The 21,298-nt window shown below is 38.0% G+C and carries 22 protein-coding genes; 21 read left to right on the top strand and 1 reads right to left on the bottom strand.

The window, feature by feature from the left end; genetic code table 11:
* Window positions 1-8: 8 nt before the first annotated feature.
* From V6670_RS18795 to V6670_RS18745, 11 genes are all read left to right on the top strand, one after another.
* Window positions 9-785 carry an ABC transporter ATP-binding protein gene (locus V6670_RS18795; RefSeq protein WP_036128027.1) on the top strand — a complete coding sequence of 259 codons (777 nt, stop codon included), beginning with the start codon at window positions 9-11 and terminating at the stop codon, window positions 783-785.
* Window positions 757-2,691 (top strand): ABC transporter permease, encoded by a 1,935-nt coding sequence (locus tag V6670_RS18790; protein ID WP_141904915.1) that lies wholly within the window; start codon window positions 757-759, stop codon window positions 2,689-2,691. The genes V6670_RS18795 and V6670_RS18790 overlap by 29 nt, the downstream gene beginning before the upstream one ends.
* Before the next feature lie 142 nt (window positions 2,692-2,833).
* Window positions 2,834-4,381: a fatty acid--CoA ligase family protein gene (locus V6670_RS18785; RefSeq protein ID WP_036128021.1), complete on the top strand. Its 1,548-nt coding sequence runs from the start codon at window positions 2,834-2,836 to the stop codon at window positions 4,379-4,381.
* Between the two features lie 249 nt (window positions 4,382-4,630).
* Window positions 4,631-5,278 carry a VTT domain-containing protein gene (locus V6670_RS18780; RefSeq protein ID WP_036128018.1) on the top strand — a complete coding sequence of 216 codons (648 nt, stop codon included), beginning with the start codon at window positions 4,631-4,633 and terminating at the stop codon, window positions 5,276-5,278.
* 161 nt (window positions 5,279-5,439) lie between these two features.
* Entirely contained in the window at window positions 5,440-6,669 is a 1,230-nt protein-coding gene (locus V6670_RS18775; protein WP_036128015.1) for an HDOD domain-containing protein, read from the top strand.
* Between the two features lie 160 nt (window positions 6,670-6,829).
* Window positions 6,830-7,672 carry a YitT family protein gene (locus V6670_RS18770; RefSeq protein WP_036128012.1) on the top strand — a complete coding sequence of 281 codons (843 nt, stop codon included), beginning with the start codon at window positions 6,830-6,832 and terminating at the stop codon, window positions 7,670-7,672.
* A 48-nt stretch (window positions 7,673-7,720) separates the two neighbouring features.
* The gene (cccB, locus tag V6670_RS18765; protein WP_141904917.1) at window positions 7,721-8,038 is read left to right on the top strand and encodes a cytochrome c551; all 318 of its coding nucleotides are present in this window, start codon (window positions 7,721-7,723) and stop codon (window positions 8,036-8,038) included.
* A 138-nt stretch (window positions 8,039-8,176) separates the two neighbouring features.
* The gene (gene hprK / locus V6670_RS18760; RefSeq protein ID WP_036126752.1) at window positions 8,177-9,112 is read left to right on the top strand and encodes an HPr(Ser) kinase/phosphatase; all 936 of its coding nucleotides are present in this window, start codon (window positions 8,177-8,179) and stop codon (window positions 9,110-9,112) included.
* A 48-nt stretch (window positions 9,113-9,160) separates the two neighbouring features.
* Window positions 9,161-9,982 carry a prolipoprotein diacylglyceryl transferase gene (gene lgt / locus V6670_RS18755; RefSeq protein WP_141904918.1) on the top strand — a complete coding sequence of 274 codons (822 nt, stop codon included), beginning with the start codon at window positions 9,161-9,163 and terminating at the stop codon, window positions 9,980-9,982.
* Window positions 9,983-9,995: 13 nt separating this feature from the next.
* Window positions 9,996-10,637 carry a pyrophosphatase PpaX gene (gene ppaX, locus V6670_RS18750; RefSeq protein WP_141904919.1) on the top strand — a complete coding sequence of 214 codons (642 nt, stop codon included), beginning with the start codon at window positions 9,996-9,998 and terminating at the stop codon, window positions 10,635-10,637.
* A gap of 6 nt (window positions 10,638-10,643) precedes the next feature.
* Window positions 10,644-11,186, top strand: a complete 543-nt coding sequence (locus V6670_RS18745; protein ID WP_036126746.1) for an acyltransferase — start codon at window positions 10,644-10,646, stop codon at window positions 11,184-11,186.
* An 84-nt stretch (window positions 11,187-11,270) separates the two neighbouring features.
* Here V6670_RS18745 and V6670_RS18740 read toward each other — a convergent pair whose 3' ends face one another.
* Window positions 11,271-11,474, bottom strand: coding sequence for a hypothetical protein (locus tag V6670_RS18740; RefSeq protein ID WP_036126744.1), 204 nt, complete (start codon window positions 11,472-11,474; stop codon window positions 11,271-11,273).
* A gap of 560 nt (window positions 11,475-12,034) precedes the next feature.
* Here V6670_RS18740 and V6670_RS18735 point away from each other — a divergent pair.
* The 10 genes from V6670_RS18735 to V6670_RS18690 all read left to right on the top strand — a co-directional run bounded on the left by V6670_RS18735 (window position 12,035) and on the right by V6670_RS18690 (window position 21,297).
* A complete protein-coding gene (locus V6670_RS18735) occupies window positions 12,035-13,207 on the top strand; it encodes an ATP phosphoribosyltransferase regulatory subunit (protein WP_141904920.1) in 1,173 nt (390 codons plus the stop codon).
* Complete coding sequence (gene hisG / locus V6670_RS18730) at window positions 13,200-13,844, top strand: ATP phosphoribosyltransferase (RefSeq protein ID WP_141904921.1); 645 nt, start codon at window positions 13,200-13,202, stop codon at window positions 13,842-13,844. The genes V6670_RS18735 and hisG overlap by 8 nt, the downstream gene beginning before the upstream one ends.
* Window positions 13,845-13,876: 32 nt before the next feature.
* Complete coding sequence (gene hisD / locus V6670_RS18725; RefSeq protein WP_141904922.1) at window positions 13,877-15,151, top strand: histidinol dehydrogenase; 1,275 nt, start codon at window positions 13,877-13,879, stop codon at window positions 15,149-15,151.
* A gap of 4 nt (window positions 15,152-15,155) precedes the next feature.
* Window positions 15,156-15,755, top strand: a complete 600-nt coding sequence (gene hisB / locus V6670_RS18720; RefSeq protein WP_141904923.1) for an imidazoleglycerol-phosphate dehydratase HisB — start codon at window positions 15,156-15,158, stop codon at window positions 15,753-15,755.
* Complete coding sequence (hisH, locus tag V6670_RS18715; RefSeq protein ID WP_141904924.1) at window positions 15,752-16,384, top strand: imidazole glycerol phosphate synthase subunit HisH; 633 nt, start codon at window positions 15,752-15,754, stop codon at window positions 16,382-16,384. Before hisB ends, hisH begins: the two co-directional genes overlap by 4 nt.
* Complete coding sequence (gene hisF, locus V6670_RS18710) at window positions 16,378-17,139, top strand: imidazole glycerol phosphate synthase subunit HisF (protein ID WP_141904925.1); 762 nt, start codon at window positions 16,378-16,380, stop codon at window positions 17,137-17,139. Before hisH ends, hisF begins: the two co-directional genes overlap by 7 nt.
* Window positions 17,136-17,753: a bifunctional phosphoribosyl-AMP cyclohydrolase/phosphoribosyl-ATP diphosphatase HisIE gene (gene hisIE, locus V6670_RS18705; RefSeq protein ID WP_141904926.1), complete on the top strand. Its 618-nt coding sequence runs from the start codon at window positions 17,136-17,138 to the stop codon at window positions 17,751-17,753. The genes hisF and hisIE overlap by 4 nt, the downstream gene beginning before the upstream one ends.
* 90 nt (window positions 17,754-17,843) lie before the next feature.
* The gene (locus tag V6670_RS18700; RefSeq protein ID WP_036126728.1) at window positions 17,844-19,367 is read left to right on the top strand and encodes a tetratricopeptide repeat protein; all 1,524 of its coding nucleotides are present in this window, start codon (window positions 17,844-17,846) and stop codon (window positions 19,365-19,367) included.
* Between the two features lie 181 nt (window positions 19,368-19,548).
* Window positions 19,549-20,493 (top strand): thioredoxin-disulfide reductase, encoded by a 945-nt coding sequence (gene trxB, locus V6670_RS18695; protein ID WP_036126726.1) that lies wholly within the window; start codon window positions 19,549-19,551, stop codon window positions 20,491-20,493.
* 336 nt (window positions 20,494-20,829) lie between these two features.
* Window positions 20,830-21,297 (top strand): 8-oxo-dGTP diphosphatase, encoded by a 468-nt coding sequence (locus V6670_RS18690; RefSeq protein ID WP_141904927.1) that lies wholly within the window; start codon window positions 20,830-20,832, stop codon window positions 21,295-21,297.
* The last annotated feature ends 1 nt before the right edge of the window (window position 21,298 follow it).

The following is a 21,298-nucleotide window of genomic DNA, read 5'->3' as shown; positions in this document are numbered from 1 at the left end:
AATGACGTATGCCTATTTTACAAATTAAAGATGTGACAAAAGTATATGAAGGTAAAGTGACACATAGGGCATTAAATCAGTTGAGCTTTGATGTAGAAGAAGGGGAGTTTTTAGCTGTTATGGGCCCTTCTGGAAGTGGCAAAACGACCTTGCTGAATATTATCTCGACAATTGATGAGCCTACTAGCGGTGAAATCATACTGGATGGCATGAATCCACATAAATTAAATGCAACAGAGCTTGCCTACTTCAGAAGAAGACAGCTCGGTTTTGTGTTTCAGGATTTCAATCTTTTGCACATGTTGACGGTCGAGGAAAATATCGTGCTGCCATTAACATTAGACCAACAGCCTTTAGAAGTAATGGAGGAACGTCTAGCTAGTATTGTAGAAAAGCTCGACTTAACTTCTTTCCTTCATAGACGTCCTAATGAAATATCTGGTGGACAGGCACAAAGAACGGCTATTGGTCGAGCACTTATCCATAATCCGAGTCTGATTTTAGCGGATGAGCCTACGGGTAATTTAGATTCGAATTCTTCACGTGATGTGCTCGAACTTCTAACAAAAGTCAATCAGGATAAACAAACGACGATTGTAATGGTCACACATGATCCGATTGCAGCAAGCTATTGTGATCGGGTGTTATTCATTAAAGACGGTGAATTTTTCAATGAAATTTATCGAGATGATCGTCGTCAAATGTTTTTCCAACGTATATTAAATGTTTTGAGCTTACTAGGAGGAGGGCAAGTAGGTGACCTTTCGACAATTCGCTTACCGTAATGTCGTGCGGAACAGCCGGATATATGGTGCCTTTTTCATGGCGAGCTTTTTTTCTGTGGCTGTATTTTTTATCTATTCAATGCTGATGTTTCATCCTGATATTGAGCGCGGGATATTAGGAGAGGTATCACTTATCGGGATGGTGGGTGCTGAAATTGTCCTCGTCCTCTTTACATTATTCTTTTTGTATTATTCCATGAGTGCCTTTTTAGAGGCAAGATCACATGAATTCGCCATTTTATTGCATTTAGGAATGGAAAAGCGCCAGATGAATAGACTTGTCTTTTTAGAGACAATGATTATTGGGTCAGGCTCTATTATTGTAGGTATCGTATTTGGCTTCTCGTTTTCAAAATTCTTTTTTATGATCGTACGAGAAATTTTACATTTAGATGAGTTACCATTATATGTTTCCTGGCAGCCGTTTTTACTAACAATTGGTGTTTTTACAAGTGCGTTTGTCGTCATTTCATTTATTAGTGTGTATTTTACACGAGAGAGAAAATTACGAGATCTTATTAAAGGTAGTGATTATGTAAATAGCTTAACAACGTATTCCAAAATCCGAGCTATTTACGGTATTGCTTTAATTTTAACGACATATATTTTAGCGTTTATTGTAGGACATACGGCATTCATCTGGCTAACGTTGTTAATACCATTTTCAGCAACATTCGGCACATATTATTTTTTCAGTGATTCCGTTCCGTGCTTTTTAGATTTAGCGCGTGGAAAACGCAAGTTTCATTGGCAACGTTACCGTCTTCTCTCACTAGCTGAACAAACCCATATTATGATGGATAATGTAAAAATGTTTTTCGTTGTTACGATGGTATCAACACTTGCCTTTTTATCTGTGGGCGTTTTAGCGACTATGTCCTCCTATACAACTCAATATGATCGCTTAAATCCATTAGGGCTGGTTTATAAAGGAGATGTGGACAATCCATTTGAGCGAGAGCACATCAATTTATTGCGACTGCAATTAGAGGAGAAAGGTTTATCTTATCAGCTGTCCCGTTTTATTGTTGTGAAGCAAACCTCTTCTTTCACTCGAAATGAAGTGGAGGTATTTCGAGAGTCCGATATGAATGTTTTGCTTTCTTCGTATAGTTATCCATTACTGAATCTGGGAGCTGGTGAGGCAGTATTTATCCCTTATTCAGAGGATTCGTTAAAAAAATTAAAAAATAGAATTGTGCACACCGTTTTAGAAGAGAATAATATTCCGATTACCATCGATAGTGTCTATCCAAAAATAGTGTTTCCAGGTTCAATTGTAAGTGTCAATTCAATTGTCATTAGTGATGAGGACTTCGCAAAGCTGATTCATCCGATCTCTGATCAAAATATTATTCAACCTAGTTATCATCTATTTACATTCGTTATACCACAATGGATGGAAACAAAAGATATCGGGAGGGCTATAGACCATCTAGAATCCAATTTATATTTTCTTAAAAAGGATAAATTTAGTCCATTTTACTTTGAAAATGCAGGATTAAATTATTCTTATATACTAGCTACCTACTCATTATTTACTTTGGTGGGTGTATTGGTTGCCACTGTATTTTTACTTGCGGCTGGGAGCTTTATCTATTTTAAATTGCATACATCACTTGAACGTGAAAAGCGTAAATTTGATGTGTTAAAGCGCATGGGCTTAACTGATGCGGAGCTGAAAAAGCTTGTTAATCGTCATTTATTTCCTCAATTCTTTTTGCCTTGGGGTGTTGCAATGATGCATAGTGCCTTTGCTTTTCTAATGGTACAAGGTATTTTGAGAGACATAGCAAATATTTCGATTGTAAAAGAAGTATTCTTTGCTTTTGGCTTCTTTGTGTTAATACAAGTAGTCTACTTTTATTTAATTCGTTGGCGTTACATCTCACATATCCGCTCGTGATGTCTTTGTTTAAAAGAGAAAAAAATGAATTATTTAACGTAATTTATGACATGAAATAAAAAGATTCATTGTCTTTTAGATACATTTCTTATATAATATTACTGAATAACGATTCATTTTATACGATAAGGGGATGGTGTAATTGAATTTAGTTTCACGTGTTCGTCAACAGGCAACAGAGCAGCCGGAAAAAGTTGCGTATCATTTTATGGGGAAAGATACAACTTACGGGGAATTTGAGCATACGGTTGGTCGTTTTGCAAAGGGATTACAAGATTTAGGTGTTGAAAAAGGGGATCATGTGGCGTTTTTACTCGGCAATACGCCACACTATTTAATTGCCTTGTATGCAACAATGCGTTTAGGGGCAACAGCAATACCAGTTAACCCAATCTATACACCAGATGAAATTTCTTATATTTTGCATAACGGGGATGTAAAAGCAGTCATTGCACTCGACGCTTTGCTTCCATTAGTTGAAAAGGGTGTACAAGCATTTCCACAAGTAAGCACATTTATAGTTTGTGAAACGACGCCAGATATAGCGGAAAAAATGGCAGCGTTATCACCGCAAGCACAAGAAAAAACGCATTTATTTACACAGGTCATCGCCACTGCTGCTGAATCTTTAGAGCCTGTGGAAGTTGCAGATGATGACAATGCTATTATTTTATATACTTCAGGAACTACAGGTAGTCCAAAGGGTGCTATGCTGACACATGGTAATGTGTATTCAAATGCTCGTGATGTTGCCCATTATTTAGGAATCAAGGCAGATGATCGCGTCATTGCTACATTACCAGTGTTTCATGTATTTGCCTTAACGGTTGTGGTCAATGCACCTTTATTAAGCGGAGCAACAGTTTTACTTACACCTCGCTTTAGCCCTACTGAAATTTTTGCTTTAGCGAGAGAGCAAAAAGCAACGGTATTTGCTGGTGTTCCAACCATGTATAATTTCTTGTATCAATTACCTGAAGGTGATCCTGAAGATTTCTCGACAATTCGTTTGGCCATTTCAGGTGGGGCATCTTTACCTGTTGCACTCTTACATAATTTCGAACAGAAATTTAATGTGCGTGTGTCAGAGGGATACGGCTTATCGGAAGCTTCACCTGTTACATGCTTTAATCCACTTGATCGTGATCGAAAAGCTGGCTCTATCGGTACATCGATTAGCAATGTGGAGAATAGAGTGGTCGATGTGAACGGTCAGGAAGTACCTGTTGGCGAAGTTGGCGAGCTGATTGTACGTGGCCCTAATGTGATGAAGGGTTACTATAAAATGCCTGAAGAAACGGCCATGGCGATTCGCGACGGCTGGCTCTATACAGGGGATTTAGCTAGGGTAGATGAAGAAGGCTATTTTTACATTGTCGATCGCAAAAAAGATATGATTATTGTAGGTGGCTTTAATGTTTATCCTCGTGAGGTTGAGGAAGTGCTTTTTGCCCATAATAATATTGTAGAGGCGGCGGTGGTAGGCTTTCCAGATCCTAACTTAGGGGAAGCTGTACATGCATATGTTGTGTTAAAAGAAGTAGCAGCCACTACGACAGAAGATCTGCTATCTTATTGTGCCAAACATATGGTGAAATACAAGGTACCGAAGATGATTGAGATACTAGATGAACTTCCGAAAAACACAACAGGAAAAATATTACGACGTTCATTAAAAGAAAAAGTTTAAACGAGTATAGCTACTATTGAAAAATGGTAGCTTTTTTTTATGTACATTATTCGTATAATAGTAAAATCAGTTGAGAGTAGTTGTCTGTAAGTGATAAAATCAAACATGTGAAATCTTCTACATACTTTTCAAGAGCTTGTCATATAGTGAGGAAGTAATGTAAAAAGACGTACAAAACTGGAACCCTTTGATGTGAAGCTACGTCAAAGCTTTTAGGTAAAATACTATTGAAAGAGAGCATACAAAAACATGTTAGAACTCATTAAGGAGTTAATAAGCTTTATTGTGCATATCGATGTGCATTTAGAAGAAATTATTCGTGATTTTGGCAATTGGAGTTATCTGATTTTATTTGCGATTGTTTTTGTAGAGACAGGCGTTGTCATTTTCCCATTCCTACCTGGTGATTCATTGCTATTTGCAAGTGGAACATTAGCAGCTGCAATGGGTGCCTTTGATATGTGGATTTTAATTCCTGTATTTTTAGCAGCAGCTATTTTAGGAGATACGATGAACTATCATATTGGTCATAAGGTAGGAACATCAATCCCTCCAAAGAGCCTCCTCGGAAGAGTTGTTAAAAAAGAACGTATGGAGGCAGCTGAAAAATTCTTTAATACACATGGTGGGAAAACGATTGTTATAGCTCGTTTCATGCCATTTATTCGTACATTTATCCCGTTTGTGGCGGGTGCAAGTAAAATGAAATATAGTTATTTCTTATTTTATAATATCTTTGGTGCAATATTATGGGTATTCAGCTGTACATTACTAGGTTATTTCTTTGGTAATATTCCTATTATTAAAGATAACTTCTCGGTTGTCCTTATTTTGATTATCTTTATATCAGTTGTGCCTGCAGTTATTGGTGCTATCAAATCTAGAGTAGGTAAATAATGAGGACAGTCCTAAAGTGGTCAATGGATATCACTAGGACTGTCCTTTCTTGTGTTATATGTCTAATAGTGACCATACTAAATTAGTGTGAAGTATAAACAACAGGTCGTAAAAATGATATACTATATATTACTAGAATATGAAGAAATGGGGGCAGCGAAATGGAAGTATTTATTGGCAGACAGCCTATTTTTAATCTTCATGAGCAGGTAGTTGCTTATGAATTATTATATCGTGGCAAAAACGTCAATGCCTTTCCAATGGTCGATTCAGATGCAGCAACGATTGACGTACTTGTGAACTCATTTCTTTCAATTGGTTTTGAAGAGGTAACAAAAGGTAAACCAGGTTTTGTTAATTTTACTGAAAACTTATTGATGAGCTCCATTCATGAATTTTTAAATCCTTCACAGGTTGTGATTGAGATACTAGAAGATGTTCCACTTACTCCTCAGTTAGTGGAACGTGTAATTGAGCTAAAAAAACATGGGTTCCAAATTGCTTTAGACGATTTTATTATGGATGAGCATGTGGAAATTTATGATGAATTATTTGAGCAGATTGATTATATTAAGGTTGATTTTTTAGCATCATCTATCGTTAAACGAATGGAAATTGAAGTTAAAGTAAAGGATAAGTTTCCAAACATTCAATTACTCGCTGAGAAAGTAGAAACGCGTCATCAGTTTGAAGTAGCTAAATCTTCTGGCTATGTGTTATTTCAAGGTTATTTTTTTGAACAGCCTCAAATAATACGAGCAACAGACATTCCAGCGAATACAATTCAATATATTCACATCATCTCTTTATTAAAAGAAGAAGAGCCAAATATCCAATTATTAGCGGAAAATATCGAACGAGATATTTCATTGACGTATAAATTATTACAAATGATTAATAATTCATCTAAACGATCTAAATCGAAGGTACGCTCCATTAAACAAGCCATTGTGTTACTGGGCGTATCAAATTTACGAAAATGGATCTATTTATTGGCCATGCGAGAAATCGATATAGACGCCAATTCTGATCTTTTTAAAGAAGTGCTGTGTACATCTTTATTCCGAGCAAAGGTCTGTGAAAAGCTAGCGAAGCTTTCTTACAAAAAGAATTTCTCAGAATATTTCTTAGTAGGCATGTTTTCACTCATTGATACGTTGCTTCAAAGACCTATAGAGGTTATTTTACAACAATTACCGTTCTCAGAGGATATTACGAGCACCATTTTGGGCATTGAAACGGACATGACACCCTATCTAGAGTTTAGTATCGCACTAGGGAAGTTAGATTGGCCACGTCTAGAAGAGCTAGCGACACAGTTGAATATTCCACTAGTTGATATTGATCATTTATATTATGAAGCCATGGAATGGGCTGAAAAATCATTTTAAACTGTGCAAAAGCTATCTTAACGTTTCATTTAAGATAGCTTTTTTTATATTTCCACAATGGCATGTTCCCTTCATCAAGATGAAGTTCTCAATATGAAGAGTATTTGCTATAATCATCTCGTCTTTAAAAAATTCTGATAGTTGAAGTGGGCGTGGGGAAATGAGACATGATGTGAGAGATAACATTGTGGAGTATGTGTATGTGATTGTTGGAGCGGCAGTAATTGCTATTGGTTTTAATGTTTTTTTATTACCAAATCAAGTCGCTTCAGGTGGGGTAAGTGGAATTAGTACGATTTTGCATGGTTTGTTTGGATGGAATCCGGGAATTGTTCAATATGCATTTAATGTACCATTATTTATTGCTGGTGTATTATTGCTAGGCAAAAAATTTGGGATTAAATCATTTATCGGTACCATTACGTTACCTTTTATTGTCTTGTTAACGAATAGCTGGGAGCCTTGGACTGATAATGCTTTACTGGGAGCTCTTTTTGGTGGAATTGTTGTTGGCTTAGGAATAGGACTGGTCTTTAAAGGGAATGCTTCAACTGGTGGCACTGATTTACTAGCGCAAATCATAACGAAGTTTACTGGGTTGTCGCTTGGAACAAGTGTACTGTTAATTGATGGAATCATCGCAATTAGTGCAGCAGTTGTTTTTGATTTAGAGAAAGGTTTGTATGCTCTGATTGGACTTTATGTTACAACAAAAACGATCGATATCATTCAGTTAGGTTTTAGTCAATCTAAAATGGTCTATATTATTACATTGAAACAAGATGAGGTAAGGGAAGCCATTTATGCTGAAATCAATCGTGGTATAACTAAGTTACCAGCAATCGGTGGCTATACAGGAGAAGCACGACCAGTTCTCATGGTTGTTGTTTATCAAACAGAATTCACAAAGCTGAAACAACTCATTAAAAGCGTTGACCCATCAGCGTTTGTCATCGTTTCTGATGCTTATGAGGTATTAGGAGAAGGTTTCAAACGTGCATAATTTTGGTATAATGGCGGCGTAAGGTATTTATTATGAGGAGGGGTACTAATGAAAAAAGCAATGTTAACATTAGTGTTCGGATCAGCAATCTTCTTAGCTGCATGTGGTGGCGGAGATAAAACTGCAAGTAATAATGAAGGTGCTACAGAGCCAGATGGTGAAGCGATTGCCATGAAATCTTGTGTTTCTTGCCATGGTGGCCAGTTACAAGGTGCAAGTGGTCCAGCATTAAATGACGTAGGTGCTCGTTTATCTGAATCAGAAATTTTAGATATTATCAATAATGGTAAAAACGGTATGCCTCCAGGGGTTGTAAAAGGGGCAGATGCTGAGGCAGTAGCCAAATGGTTGGCAACTCAAAAATAGTATTTATAAAACTAGCGGGCTGGAGAGCCGCTAGTTTTTTTATGGAGGTAAACGCTGTGTTGAGAGTAAATACATTCCTTTTAGACATAGACATGCTAAAATAAGAAGAACCTTATCCATTGATTGGAGGCTTTTTCATTGGTCGTAGTATTAACAAGAGATGTTATGGAGAAATTTAAGTTAGAGTTATTAGCTGGCGAGGAAGGAATTGGAAGAACGATCGTCACTAGTGATATTTCAAGACCAGGACTTGAAATGGCAGGATACTTTACACATTATCCGGCAAATCGTGTCCAATTGCTTGGCAAAACTGAACTGTCTTTTTTCGAAATGCTGCCAGCAGATGTCAAGCTTGAGCGTATGCGTTTACTTTGTTCGCAAGATACACCTGCTATTATTATTTCTCGAGATTTAGAAGTCCCCGAGGAACTGATTCAGGCTTCCAACGAAAAGCATGTTCCTGTCTTTAAAACACATATGACGACAACCAAATTTTCCAGTAGATTAACAAACTATCTAGAGGGACGCTTAGCACCAATGACAGCAGCGCATGGCGTGCTTGTCGATGTGTATGGAATTGGTGTGCTTATTATTGGTAAAAGTGGCGTTGGGAAGAGTGAAACAGCACTTGAGCTTGTTAAAAAGGGTCATCGTTTAGTAGCGGACGATTGCGTAGAAATTCGTCAAGAATCAGAAAACCTTTTAATTGGTAGTCCCCCACCTTTACTAGAGCATTTATTGGAAATACGCGGAATCGGCATTATTGACATTATGACGCTATTTGGTGCAAGTGCAGTGCGTCCGTATAAACGGATTACACTCATTATTGAGCTGGAAATTTGGGACCCGCAAAAAGTTTATGATCGATTAGGCTTAGAAGAAGAGAAAATGAAAATAATTGATACGGAACTAACCAAACTAACGATTCCTGTAAGACCAGGACGGAATGTTTCCGTTATTATTGAAGTGGCTGCAATGAATTACCGCTTAAAGAGAATGGGCGTAAACGCAGCAGAGGAGTTTTCAAGACGTTTAGATGAAGTAATTTCATCTAATGATGAGTTAGATGATTAAACAGTTGTGAACTAAATTATGTTAATGACATATTGAGAGGAGCAGAAGATGGATTTACTACTATTACAGATTGACCCGATTGCCTTTCATTTAGGGCCTATTCCGGTTCGTTGGTATGGATTGTTAATTGTGTCGGGAATCATTTTAGCATATATTGTCGGGCAGAGAGAGGCCGTTAAGCAAGGATTGCCTGAAGACTTCCTGGCAGATTTATTGTTATGGGCAGTTCCTATATCCATCATCTGTGCACGTATTTACTATGTGACCATGCGATGGGATTACTATAGTGAAAATCCAGGTAAAATCATTGAGATTTGGAATGGCGGTATTGCCATCCATGGTGCACTTATTGGAGCATTTGTCACAGCTTACATATTTACTCGTATAAAAAATGTAAGCTTTTTACGAGTAGCAGATATTGCAGCACCTAGTATTTTCATTGGACAAATTATTGGTCGATGGGGCAACTTTATGAACCAAGAGGCTTATGGTGGAGAAGTATCAAAAGCCTTTTTAGAAAATCTAATGCTACCAGATTGGATTATCAATCAAATGTATATCGAAGAATTAGGTTCTTATGTACATCCGACATTTTTATATGAATCCGTTTGGAACCTGATTGGGCTTATCATTTTATTAGTCTTACGTAAAGTAAACTTAAATCGTGGAGAAATTTTCTTTAGCTATCTAGTTTGGTATTCTATTGGTCGCTTCTATATAGAAGGTATGCGTACAGATAGTCTCTACCTAGTAGGCGATTTACGCTCAGCACAGGTAGTGTCCATTATTGGTATTGTAGTTGGACTAGGTGCCATTATTTATCGCAGAATAAAGGTAAAACCAGCCGTAAAATACTTGGATAATAAATAAGGGGATGTAAAATATGGCTGTTAAAGCACTATTGTTTGATTTTGATGGCACGTTACTTAATACGAATGATTTAATCATTCAAACATTTATGCATGTATTAAATGAGCGATTTCCCGGGCAATATTCGCCAAAAGATTGCTTGAAATTCATTGGTCCATCACTCAAACAGACATTTAATGACATTGCACCAGGTGAAGAGGAAGCTTTGATCGCAAATTATCGCGCTTGGAATATAGAGCATCATGATGAACTAGTTAGCGAATATCCTGATGTTGTGTCAACACTAGAGCAATTAAAAGCACAGGGTATTCGATTGGCTATCGTTTCAACAAAACGTAATGAGACTATTGATCGTGGGCTTTCTATTATGGGTGCGACACATTTATTTGATGTGCGTATTGGCACAGATGATGTAAAAAATGTGAAGCCTGACCCAGAGCCAGTACTACTTGCTTTGCAACGTTTAGGAATAGACAAAGAAGATGCCATTATGATTGGTGATAATTCGCACGATATTGAAGCAGGACATCGTGCAGGTGTAAGAGCAGCAGGTGTTGCTTGGGCAATTAAAGGTGAGGCATACTTACAGCAATATCAACCAGAATATATGCTACAGTATATGACAGATTTATTGGATATTGTGAAAGAGGGGTAAGGGCAGATGGCGCGTAAAACAGAACGTTATCGTGTCGAAGGAGCCAATTCGCTTTGGAATATATATGACACGGTGTCCTTTTGGAAGGTGATGAAGTGTTTCATTGTCATTCAAATTGGACGCTTCACACCATTTTTACGTGTGAAAAACTGGCTTTATCGTACATTTTTAAACATGACTATTGGCGAGCGAACTTCATTAGCCTTAATGGTCATGCCAGATACCATGTTTCCCGAACGTATTTTCATTGGTGAAAATACAGTGATTGGTTTTAATACGACAATTTTAGCGCATGAGTATTTAATAGAGGAATATCGCTTAGGTGATGTTTATATTGGAAATGAAGTAATGATTGGCGCAAATTCAACGATTCTACCAGGTGTAACAATCGGAGACGGTGCCATTGTTTCAGCCGCCACCCTTGTACATAAGGATGTGCCGGCAGGGTGTTTGGCAGGGGGCAATCCTATGCGAATTATTTATACGGCTGAACAAATGGCTGAGCGTAAGCGCAATGAGGTTGTAGAATGGTGTACACCCAAAAAATAATAAAAACTCACGTTGTATGACTACATACTTCGTGAGTTTTTTCATATTAAAAAGCTACTCCGGTTTTGGAGTAGCGTTTAATATTTATGCAAGCGCTGCGTCATAGTCTGATTTGAATTCACAATTGTCGTGATCACCTAAGCAAGTTGATTCAACAAAGGTTGATTTAATTGCAGTCCCATCTATGTCTTCTGTTGTATGAAGTGTTACTTTGTCGCCAGGGTAAAACTCACCTTTACAAATACTTACGATCATTTGCTCACTTAGTTGTACGAATGGACATGCCATAATAAATCCCTCCAATGTGTAGTTTATATGTGCTTTTTGTTATTAATGCTATTCTATATTAAGCTTTTTAAAAAGTAAAAGAAAAAATAGAATGAGAGTAATAATCAATAGAAGTATTGATGTTAAGGTATTCTCATTGATAATGAGATTGAGAATCATTTTTAATATTTCATTCAATAATATTATATCTATATAATATATGTGTGACTGTATTGAGAATAGGTTGTTGATAAAACTTATTTTTTTCCAACAATTGTATAAGAGAGAATCATTCTCAATTTTTTAGTGAATACTTTAGTTGATTTATAATCATTGTGTCACATTTTAGACACATTCTCATTCTCAGTAACACATTTATCAAAATCTAAGAGAAATGATGTCTTGTTTTTATACCGTTGTTCACTAAGTAATAGGTATAATTAACAGAATAATAAGTATTTAAATGTTTTGATAATTAAAGAAGAAAAGTTGACTGCTTAAAAGAAATAAGTTAGAATTCTTTCGTAATCTAATTCTCTAACACTCTAGTGAATTAAAGTGAAATGTGAGGAAGTGTTCATATGTCGTCGATAAAAATGTTTGAAAAACCACTTGGAATGCGCGATACATTTCCGCAAATCTATGAGAAGGTTGAAGCCGTTAGGCATGCTGGCAGAGACTTTTTATATAAAAGGGGTTATGAGTTCATTAAAACACCCGCTGTAGAGTATTTCGATACAGTGGGGAAAGCTTCAGCTATTGCTGATGCTCATTTATTTAAGCTAGTGGATAGCCAAGGAAATACATTAGTATTACGACCTGATATGACAACACCGATTGCTCGAGTAGCTACAGCGAAATTATTAAAAGAAATGATTCCTTTACGTCTTGCTTATTTCGCAAGTGTTTTTCGAGCTCAAGAAGCGGAAGGTGGAAGACCAGCGGAGTTCGATCAAATGGGGATTGAGTTAATAGGGGATCAATCTGTATTTGCCGATGCAGAAGTTATTGTGACAGCAATGGAGCTATTAAAACATTTTAAATTAGAAGAGTTTAAAGTCACGATTGGTCATGCGGGTATACTAAATTGCATTTTACAAGATTACACAGAGAGTATTGAACAGCAAGCAACACTTCGAACATTGTTGGTTCAACGAAATTATGTAGGGTTTGAAGAAGCAGTAGAATCATTTGATCTACCCAAAGCTAAATCTGATGCCCTCCTACAATTTATTGGGGAGGCAATGAATGTTAAAGACATCCGAGATATTGAAAAATATGTGCGTAAAAATGATGCATTAGAATACATGCAACAACTTGCTCAACTGCTGGAATTGGCTGACTTAGCTGAGTATGTAGCTTTTGATTTCACCCTTTCGAGTCATATGAGTTATTACACTGGTATGCTTTTTGAAGTTTTTGCGGTAGGAAGTGGCTTTCCATTAGGAAATGGTGGTCGCTATGATGGTTTATTAGAAGTATTTGGCTCAAAAGTTGGTGCAACAGGTTTTAGTATTCGAGTTGATCGTTTATTAGAAACCTTCAAAGGCCAGTCAGAGAAACGACAGGAAGCAACAGTTGTGCTTTTTGAAGAAGAACAATTCGAGGCAGCATTATTAAAGGTGAAAACATTACGGGCAGCAGGAAAATTAGCTACTTTACAGTTACGTAGTAGCCTAGTTGATGAAGCAGCCTTTTTAGCATACTTTACAGAAGTGGTGGTTGTTGGACAGGGGGAAGTAGGCGGTGAATGAATTAACAATTGCAATGCCAAAGGGACGAATCTTTGAAGAGGCATATCAAATGCTGTTAGAGGCAGGTTTTAATTTACCAGAAGAGGTAGAAATGTCACGAAAATTAATGATTGAAATACCAGAGGAAAAAATTCGCTTTATTTTATCCAAGCCAATGGATGTTCCTGTCTATGTTGAACATGGTGTTGCTGATATTGGCATTGCTGGGAAGGATGTTTTGTTAGAACAACAGCGTGAAGTGCATGAGTTATTAGATTTAAAAATTAGTCATTGCTATATCGCATCTGCGGGATTACCGAACACATCAATGAATGAAATTGCGCCTAGAATCGCTACGAAATATCCGAATATCGCAATGAAGTACTACAAGGGCATTGGAGAGCAGGTTGAAATCATCGAGCTGAACGGTTCTATTGAATTAGCACCAATGATAGGTTTAGCTGATCGTATTGTCGATATCGTTTCAACAGGGCGTACCTTAAAAGAAAATGGCTTAGTAGAATATGAGTTTATTACAGCTGTTTCATCACGATTAATTGCAAATCCCGTAAGTTATCGTATGAAGGGTGAGCGTATTATTGATCTTGTGAAGCGATTAAAGAAATGTGTGAATGAGCAAAAAAGGAATCATATTTAGCTACATATGAAGGACTAAAGGGGATTAATCCTATGAAAATAACAAAGCTTGAAAAAGGCATTTCCTTAAAAAGACCACTTGATGGGGGAAATGAGGAACAATTAAAAGTTGTGCGACAAGTGCTAGCGGATGTTAAGACACAAGGAGATGTAGCGCTCCGTACTTACACTGAAAAATGGGATGGCTATGTCCCTGAGAGCTTACGTGTTACAGGGGCAGAAATCGAGGAAGCAGTAAATACGCTAGACCAGCAACTTTATAAGGATTTAGCAGAAGCAGCCGAAAATATTCGTCTTTATCACGAGCAACAAATACGTTCAGGCTATCGCTTAGAGCTAGGACAAGGTTCTTGGCTAGGTCAACGCGTAACAGCACTAGACGCAGTAGGATTGTATGTTCCAGGTGGTACAGCAGCATATCCTTCATCTGTATTAATGAATGTGATTCCAGCTCAGGTAGCAGGTGTGAAGCGTATCGTCATTACTTCTCCAGCAGGTCAGAATGGGAAACTGCCAGCAGGTGTCCTTGTGGCAGCTCATCTTTTAGGGGTGGATGAAATTTATAAAATTGGTGGTGCACAAGCGATTGCTGCACTTGCATATGGTACAGAAACAATTGCTCCAGTTGATAAAATTACAGGTCCAGGGAATATTTTTGTGGCTCTTGCCAAACGTGAGGTATTTGGAGAAGTAGCAATTGATATGATCGCGGGGCCAAGTGAAATTGCGGTTTTGGCAGATGATACAGCATATCCTGATGAAATTGCTGCAGATCTTTTATCACAGGCAGAGCATGATGCATTGGCTTGTGCCATCCTTGTCACTACTTCAGAGCCATTAGCTCAAAGGGTAGCTGAGGAAGTAGAGAAGCAATTGCTGGAACTGCCACGTCAGGCAGTGGCTCGTGCCTCCATAGAAACCTTCGGGGTCATTTATGTAGCTGAAACGATGTCAGACGCGGTGGAAGCCATTAATTCATTAGCGCCTGAGCATTTAGAAATTGTGACGGAAAATGCTGAGATGATTGTTGAGCAAATAAGACATGCTGGCGGTATTTTTATAGGTCGGTATAGCTCAGAGCCTGTGGGAGATTACTTTGCAGGGACTAATCATGTATTACCAACGAATAGCACGGCTCGTTTTGCAAGTGGCTTAAATGTAGATGATTTTGTAAAAAAATCAAGCATTGTTTATTACAGTGAAAAAACATGGCAAGAAAATGCACCGAAAATTGCACGTTTAGCACGTATGGAAGGCTTAGAGGGGCATGCACGTGCAGTGGAATCACGCGGATGGGAGAAGGAATAGGGCGATGACAGAAAAGAAGAGATATGCAAAGGTAGAGCGTACAACAAATGAAACGCAAATTTCAGTAGCAATCGATTTAGATGGTGAAGGGCAAGCAAATATTCAAACTGGTGTGGGATTTATGGACCATATGCTCGATTTATTTATGAAGCATGGATTATTTAATGGGACCGTACAAGCAAATGGTGATACCTATATCGACGATCACCATACAACAGAGGATCTTGGCATTGTCTTAGGGCAGGCTGTTCGTGAAGCACTTGGTGATAAGAAGGGGATAAAACGCTATGGCACAGCATTTGTGCCGATGGATGATGCACTAGCACAGGTAGTTGTAGATTGCTCCAATCGTCCACATTTAGAGTATCGTGTGCCAACTTTAAAGGAAAAAGTGGGAACATTTGATACAGAATTAGTGCATGAATTTTTATGGAAATTTGCGCTAGAGGCACGCATGAATGTTCACGTGATTGTACCTTATGGCCATAATACACATCATATTATTGAGGCGATTTTCAAAGCATTAGCACGTGCGATTGATGCGGCAGTTGAAATTGACCCACGTGTTAAAGGAGTACCATCGACTAAGGGGCTGTTAACGTGAAGATAGGTGTTATTGATTATGGAATGGGCAATTTATTTAGTGTAGAACAAGCATTAAAACGACTAGACTGTGAGGTTGTTGTGACGGCTGATGAGAGCGTGTTAGATGCAACAGGTGCACTACTATTACCGGGGGTTGGCGCATTTCCTGATGCTCGCAAGCGTTTAGCAGAAACTAAATTAGACCTTTATTTACAAAAGGCACAAAGTGAAAATCGCCCTCTATTGGGAATTTGTCTAGGCATGCAATTATTGTTTGAGCAGAGTGAAGAAGTAACCTCAACACAAGGGCTAGGTTTTTTCAAGGGACATATTCAACGCTTTAGTGGTATCGAAGGAGATCAAGCATATCGTGTGCCGCATATGGGCTGGAATGAACTGATCTTGACGAATCGCCCTGCATGGTTGAACGGTGAAGTATCAGCGAAGCATGTCTATTTTGTTCACTCATTTTATGCGACACATATTCAGGAATCTGAGCTTGTTGCCTATGCAGACTACTGTGGTATAAAAGTACCTGGTATTGTAACGAATGGTTCCGTGACAGGCATGCAATTTCACCCTGAAAAATCGGGAGAACTGGGCATTTATTTATTAGAGCAATGGCTGAAAGGTGTGAAGGCATGCTAACAAAACGTATTATCCCATGTCTTGACGTGAAGGAAGGTCGCGTTGTAAAAGGTATCCAATTTGTATCTATCCGTGATGCAGGTGATCCAGTGGAGCTTGCAAAGTTCTATGATGAGCAGGGCGCAGATGAGCTTGTATTTTTAGATATCTCTGCTTCACATGAAGGTCGAGAAACGATGATAGATGTTGTTCGTCAAACAGCTGCTACTCTTGCAATACCTTTTACAGTTGGTGGTGGTATTCGTACGTTGGAAGATATGAAGCGTATTTTACGTGCAGGTGCTGATAAAGTATCCGTGAATACGTCTGCTTTGGAGCGACCAGCTCTTATTCAAGAGGGCGCTGATTTCTTTGGTGCACAATGTATCGTTGTTGCAATCGATGCTCGCTATAGTGAAGAAGATGACACATGGATGGTTTATACACATGGTGGACGCAATAAAACAACTTGGTCAGCCGTTGAGTGGGCACAAGAAGCCGTGCGCTTAGGAGCAGGGGAAATTTTATTAACAAGTATGAATCAAGATGGTGAAAAATCTGGCTTTGATTTGGCCTTAACTAAAGCGGTAAGAGAGGCAGTGACAGTCCCTGTTATCGCTAGCGGTGGAGCGGGACATGCCGAACATTTTTACGAAGTATTAGCACAAGATGTAGATGCAGATGCTGCACTGGCGGCTTCAATCTTCCATTACAAAGAAACGAGCGTATTACAAGTAAAAGAATACTTACGTGACAAAGGAGTGGCAGTAAGATGATAGAGAATATTCGGTTCGATGAGAAAGGTCTTGTTACAGCTGTTGTACAAGATGCCAACACAAAAGAAGTGCTAACAGTGGCCTATATGAATAAAGAATCATTGGCTAAAACAATTGAATCAGGAGAAACTTGGTTTTATTCTCGTTCTCGTCAAGAGCTTTGGCATAAAGGAGCGACAAGTGGTCATAGACAACAAGTGGTGTCCATAAAAACAGACTGTGATCAGGATGCATTAGTGGTGGAAGTGCTACCTGCTGGACCAGCTTGTCATAATGGTACAACTTCTTGCTTTACAGAGGTGATTCAACAACATGAGCAAATCGGCTCTGTAGACATCATCGCTAAGCTTGTGCGTGTGATTGCAAAGCGTGAGCAGGAAATGCCAGAAGGAGCCTATACTACATATTTATTTGATAAGGGTATCGATAAAATTTGTAAAAAGATTGGGGAGGAGGCAACTGAGGTTGTCATTGGGGCTAAAAATCGTGATGCCGAAGAAGTAAAATGGGAGGCAGCTGATTTAATCTATCACCTCCTAGTATTGCTACAAGAACAAAAAGTAAGTATTTATGATGTTCTACATGTGTTGGAAAAACGTCACGAGGAGAAATAACAGCATATTATTGATTGTATGGTATAATAGAAATTACTGTGTAAAGGAACGTAAAATGCGTTCCTTATTTCTTGTTTCGGAGGAAATATATTGGAAAAGAAACGTCAAAATGAGACTCAATCGAATATAGTGTCGTTCATTCCAACAGGCGACTATTATTATAAAAAATCAATTCAAGCAATGAATAGTGGACAAATGAATAAAGCTTATAAATATTTACAGCGTGCGGTAGATTTAAGCCCTGATGATCCTATGATTATCTTGCAGCTAGCCATCGTAGAGTTAGAAGGTCAACGTTTCGAGGAAGCGTATGATCTGCTTCGTCATGCCTATCAAATTGATCCAGATAATCCAGAAATCATTTTCTATATGGCAGAAGTATCAGGATGTGTGGGCATCATGCATGATGCGAAACGTTTTGCAGAAGAATATTTGCGGCTAGAACCAGAGGGTGCTTATGCAGATGAAGCAGCAGAAATATTAGAATTTGTCGCTTTCGAGCAGGATGATTTGGAAGACCCTGAAGAATCTGGTGAGGATTTGTATCGTCAGGAGCAAGCTCGTCGTTGTATGGAAAAAGGGGATTTTCCAGAAGCTATTACTATTTTAGAAGATTTAATTGAAGATCGACCAGCCTTTTGGTCAGCCTATAATAATTTAGCACTTGCTTATTTTTATGTAGGAGAAGAAGAGCAGGCGAAGGCTCTCTTACATACCGTGCTACGTGAAAATAAGGGAAACTTACATGCGCTATGTAATTTAACGGTGATTGCTTATTATGAAAAAAATGAAGAGGATTTACAAGAACTATTAAATATACTTGTCAAAATTCAGCCATACACATGGGAGCACCGCTATAAATTAGGGGCTACATTAGCCTTAATAGGACAGTATGAATTAGCCTATAAATGGTTGCGCAGTATGCAAAAGAGAGGCTATGTTGGAGATGCTGGTTTTTACTTTTGGTTGTCACATGCGGCCTATTTCTCAGGTCATGAGGAAGTATCGAAAAGTGCATGGGATCAGCTACTAGAGCTAGATCCTGACAAAGAGGGCTTCGAGCCATGGCGCCAACAAGAAAATGAATTTGCACTTGATGCACTGGAGCATGACCGTGATTTTATTGTTGAAAAATTAGAAAGCACTTATACGAGTGAGCGCATTTTTGGTTTGTTTTTACTGAAGGGTACTGCACATAAGCAAGAAATTATCGCTCATCCGAAATTGGTTAATGTTGAACAATTAGACACATTTGAGAAATTGTTTTTAGCTTATTCACTCGGCCATGAATTTGATAAGAAGAACAAAGTAGAAGCGAGCTTTTTACGTGCTGTCAACGTACCAGAAATTTTATTAGAACAGTATGGAAAGCTCTCATCACTCATTGTACCAATGTTTCAAATGTGGTTTGTACTATGTGAACAAGCACTAATACAAAACTATCGTTTTACAAACCCTACAGCAATTGCAGGAGCCAATGATTATTTATTTAGATCATCACAGATGCTCAAAGTGACAAAAAAGGAAATTGCCCAACAATATGGAGTATCTGTATCAACGTTATCGAAGTATATTGATGAAATTCTAACGTTTTTACCTAATAGTCATAATTAACGTGTGAGCAACATAGTTGAATAACTTTATACTTTCACATACGATGAACATACTAACGTTATCACCAATGTTCCTTGGCGACATTATCCTATCCGTCAAGGGCTTTATCTTCTTCTGTAGGTGACGTTACACTTATTGGTTGAATGAAGATAAAAAGTATTCTGTTTAGGGGGAAGTATTGATGTCAGAAGAAAAAATTTATGATGTAGTAATAATTGGTGCAGGTCCTGCTGGGATGACTGCTGCTGTTTATACATCTCGTGCAAATTTATCAACATTAATGATTGAACGTGGGATTCCTGGTGGGCAAATGGCAAACACAGAGGAAGTAGAAAATTACCCAGGTTTTGATACCATTTTAGGGCCTGAGCTATCTACAAAAATGTTTGAGCATGCTAAAAAATTTGGTGCAGAATATGCCTATGGTGATGTATCAGAAATCATTGATGGTGAAGAATATAAAACAATTAAATCTGGTGCAAAAGAATATAAAACACGTGCCATTATTATTACAACAGGTGCGGAATATAAAAAAATGGGTGTGCCAGGTGAAAAAGAGCTAGGCGGTCGTGGTGTCAGCTACTGTGCAGTATGTGATGGGGCATTCTTTAAACAAAAAAATCTAGTAGTTGTAGGCGGTGGCGATTCAGCTGTAGAAGAGGGCGTTTATTTAACTCGTTTTGCTGATAAAGTAACGATTGTCCACCGTCGTGACAAATTACGTGCTCAAAAAATTCTACAAGATCGTGCCTTTGCCAATGACAAAATTGATTTCATTTGGAATGCAACTGTAAAAGAAATTAATGAAGCTAATGGTAAAGTTGGTAGTGTCACATTACAATCAACTGTTGATGGTACAGAATCTGAATTTGCAGCAGATGGTGTCTTTATCTATATTGGTATGTTGCCTTTAACTAAACCATTTGAATCATTAGGCATTTTAAATGACGCTGGCTATATTTTGACAAATGCCAATATGGAAACTAAAATCCCAGGTATCTTTGCAGCTGGAGATGTTCGTGAAAAAACACTTCGCCAAATTGTGACAGCGACAGGTGACGGTAGTATTGCCGCACAAGCTGTACAGCATTATGTGGAAGAGCTATTAGAGAAAATTAATGCCTAACATGGCTATTTAAAGGAAAAAAATACAATTTTAATGTGGTTTTAATATTGCTGTAACTTGAATGACATATAAAAGGTGTATGATAAAAATGTAATTAGCAATCCCCCTTTTATTTTGTTTAGTAGGTTGTTTCCGCCTCAATTAGGTGGGAGCAACCTACTTTTTTATTTGTATAAATTAAAAAAATAAACGTATTTTTCGCCTAACATAAAAGCATTACACATGAATAAACCTAAATTGTTAATTGTCTTCACTTGAGAGTTGTAAATGAGGACAAATCTTGCAAGGTCTTGCTATAATGGGGAGTAGAATGCAAAAGTGATTAGAGGTGTGCCTATGCAAAGAATTGCAAATTTAATTGCCATAAAAGACGGTAAAGTATTATTACTTCAGAAACCAAGACGAGGCTGGTATGTTGCTCCAGGAGGGAAAATGGAGAGCGGTGAATCCATCTTTGAGGCTGCTGTACGTGAGTTTCAAGAAGAAACAAATGTCACACCTTTAAATGTTCATTTAAAGGGTGTTTATACGATGATTATTAAAGAAAATAATGATGTAGTGGATGAGTGGATGCTCTATACATTTGTTGCGAAGGATGTAGAAGGTATACCATTCGAAGAAACGAGAGAAGGCAAGCTTGCATGGCACCGGGTAGAGGATTTAGCACATTTGCCAATGGCTGAAGGAGATCGAACTAATTTACAATTTGCGGTTTCGCAATCAGGCATTCAATATGGCACGTTTGACTATACAACGAATTTTGAATTACTTCATCAGAAAATACAAATATCAAAAGAACAATAAA

The sequence above is a fragment of the Lysinibacillus sp. Y5S-8 genome (genome assembly GCF_036894365.1).
GTDB classification, from domain to species: Bacteria; Bacillota; Bacilli; order Bacillales_A; family Planococcaceae; genus Lysinibacillus; species Lysinibacillus fusiformis_D.
This window is presented reverse-complemented; position numbering and strand designations above follow the sequence as displayed.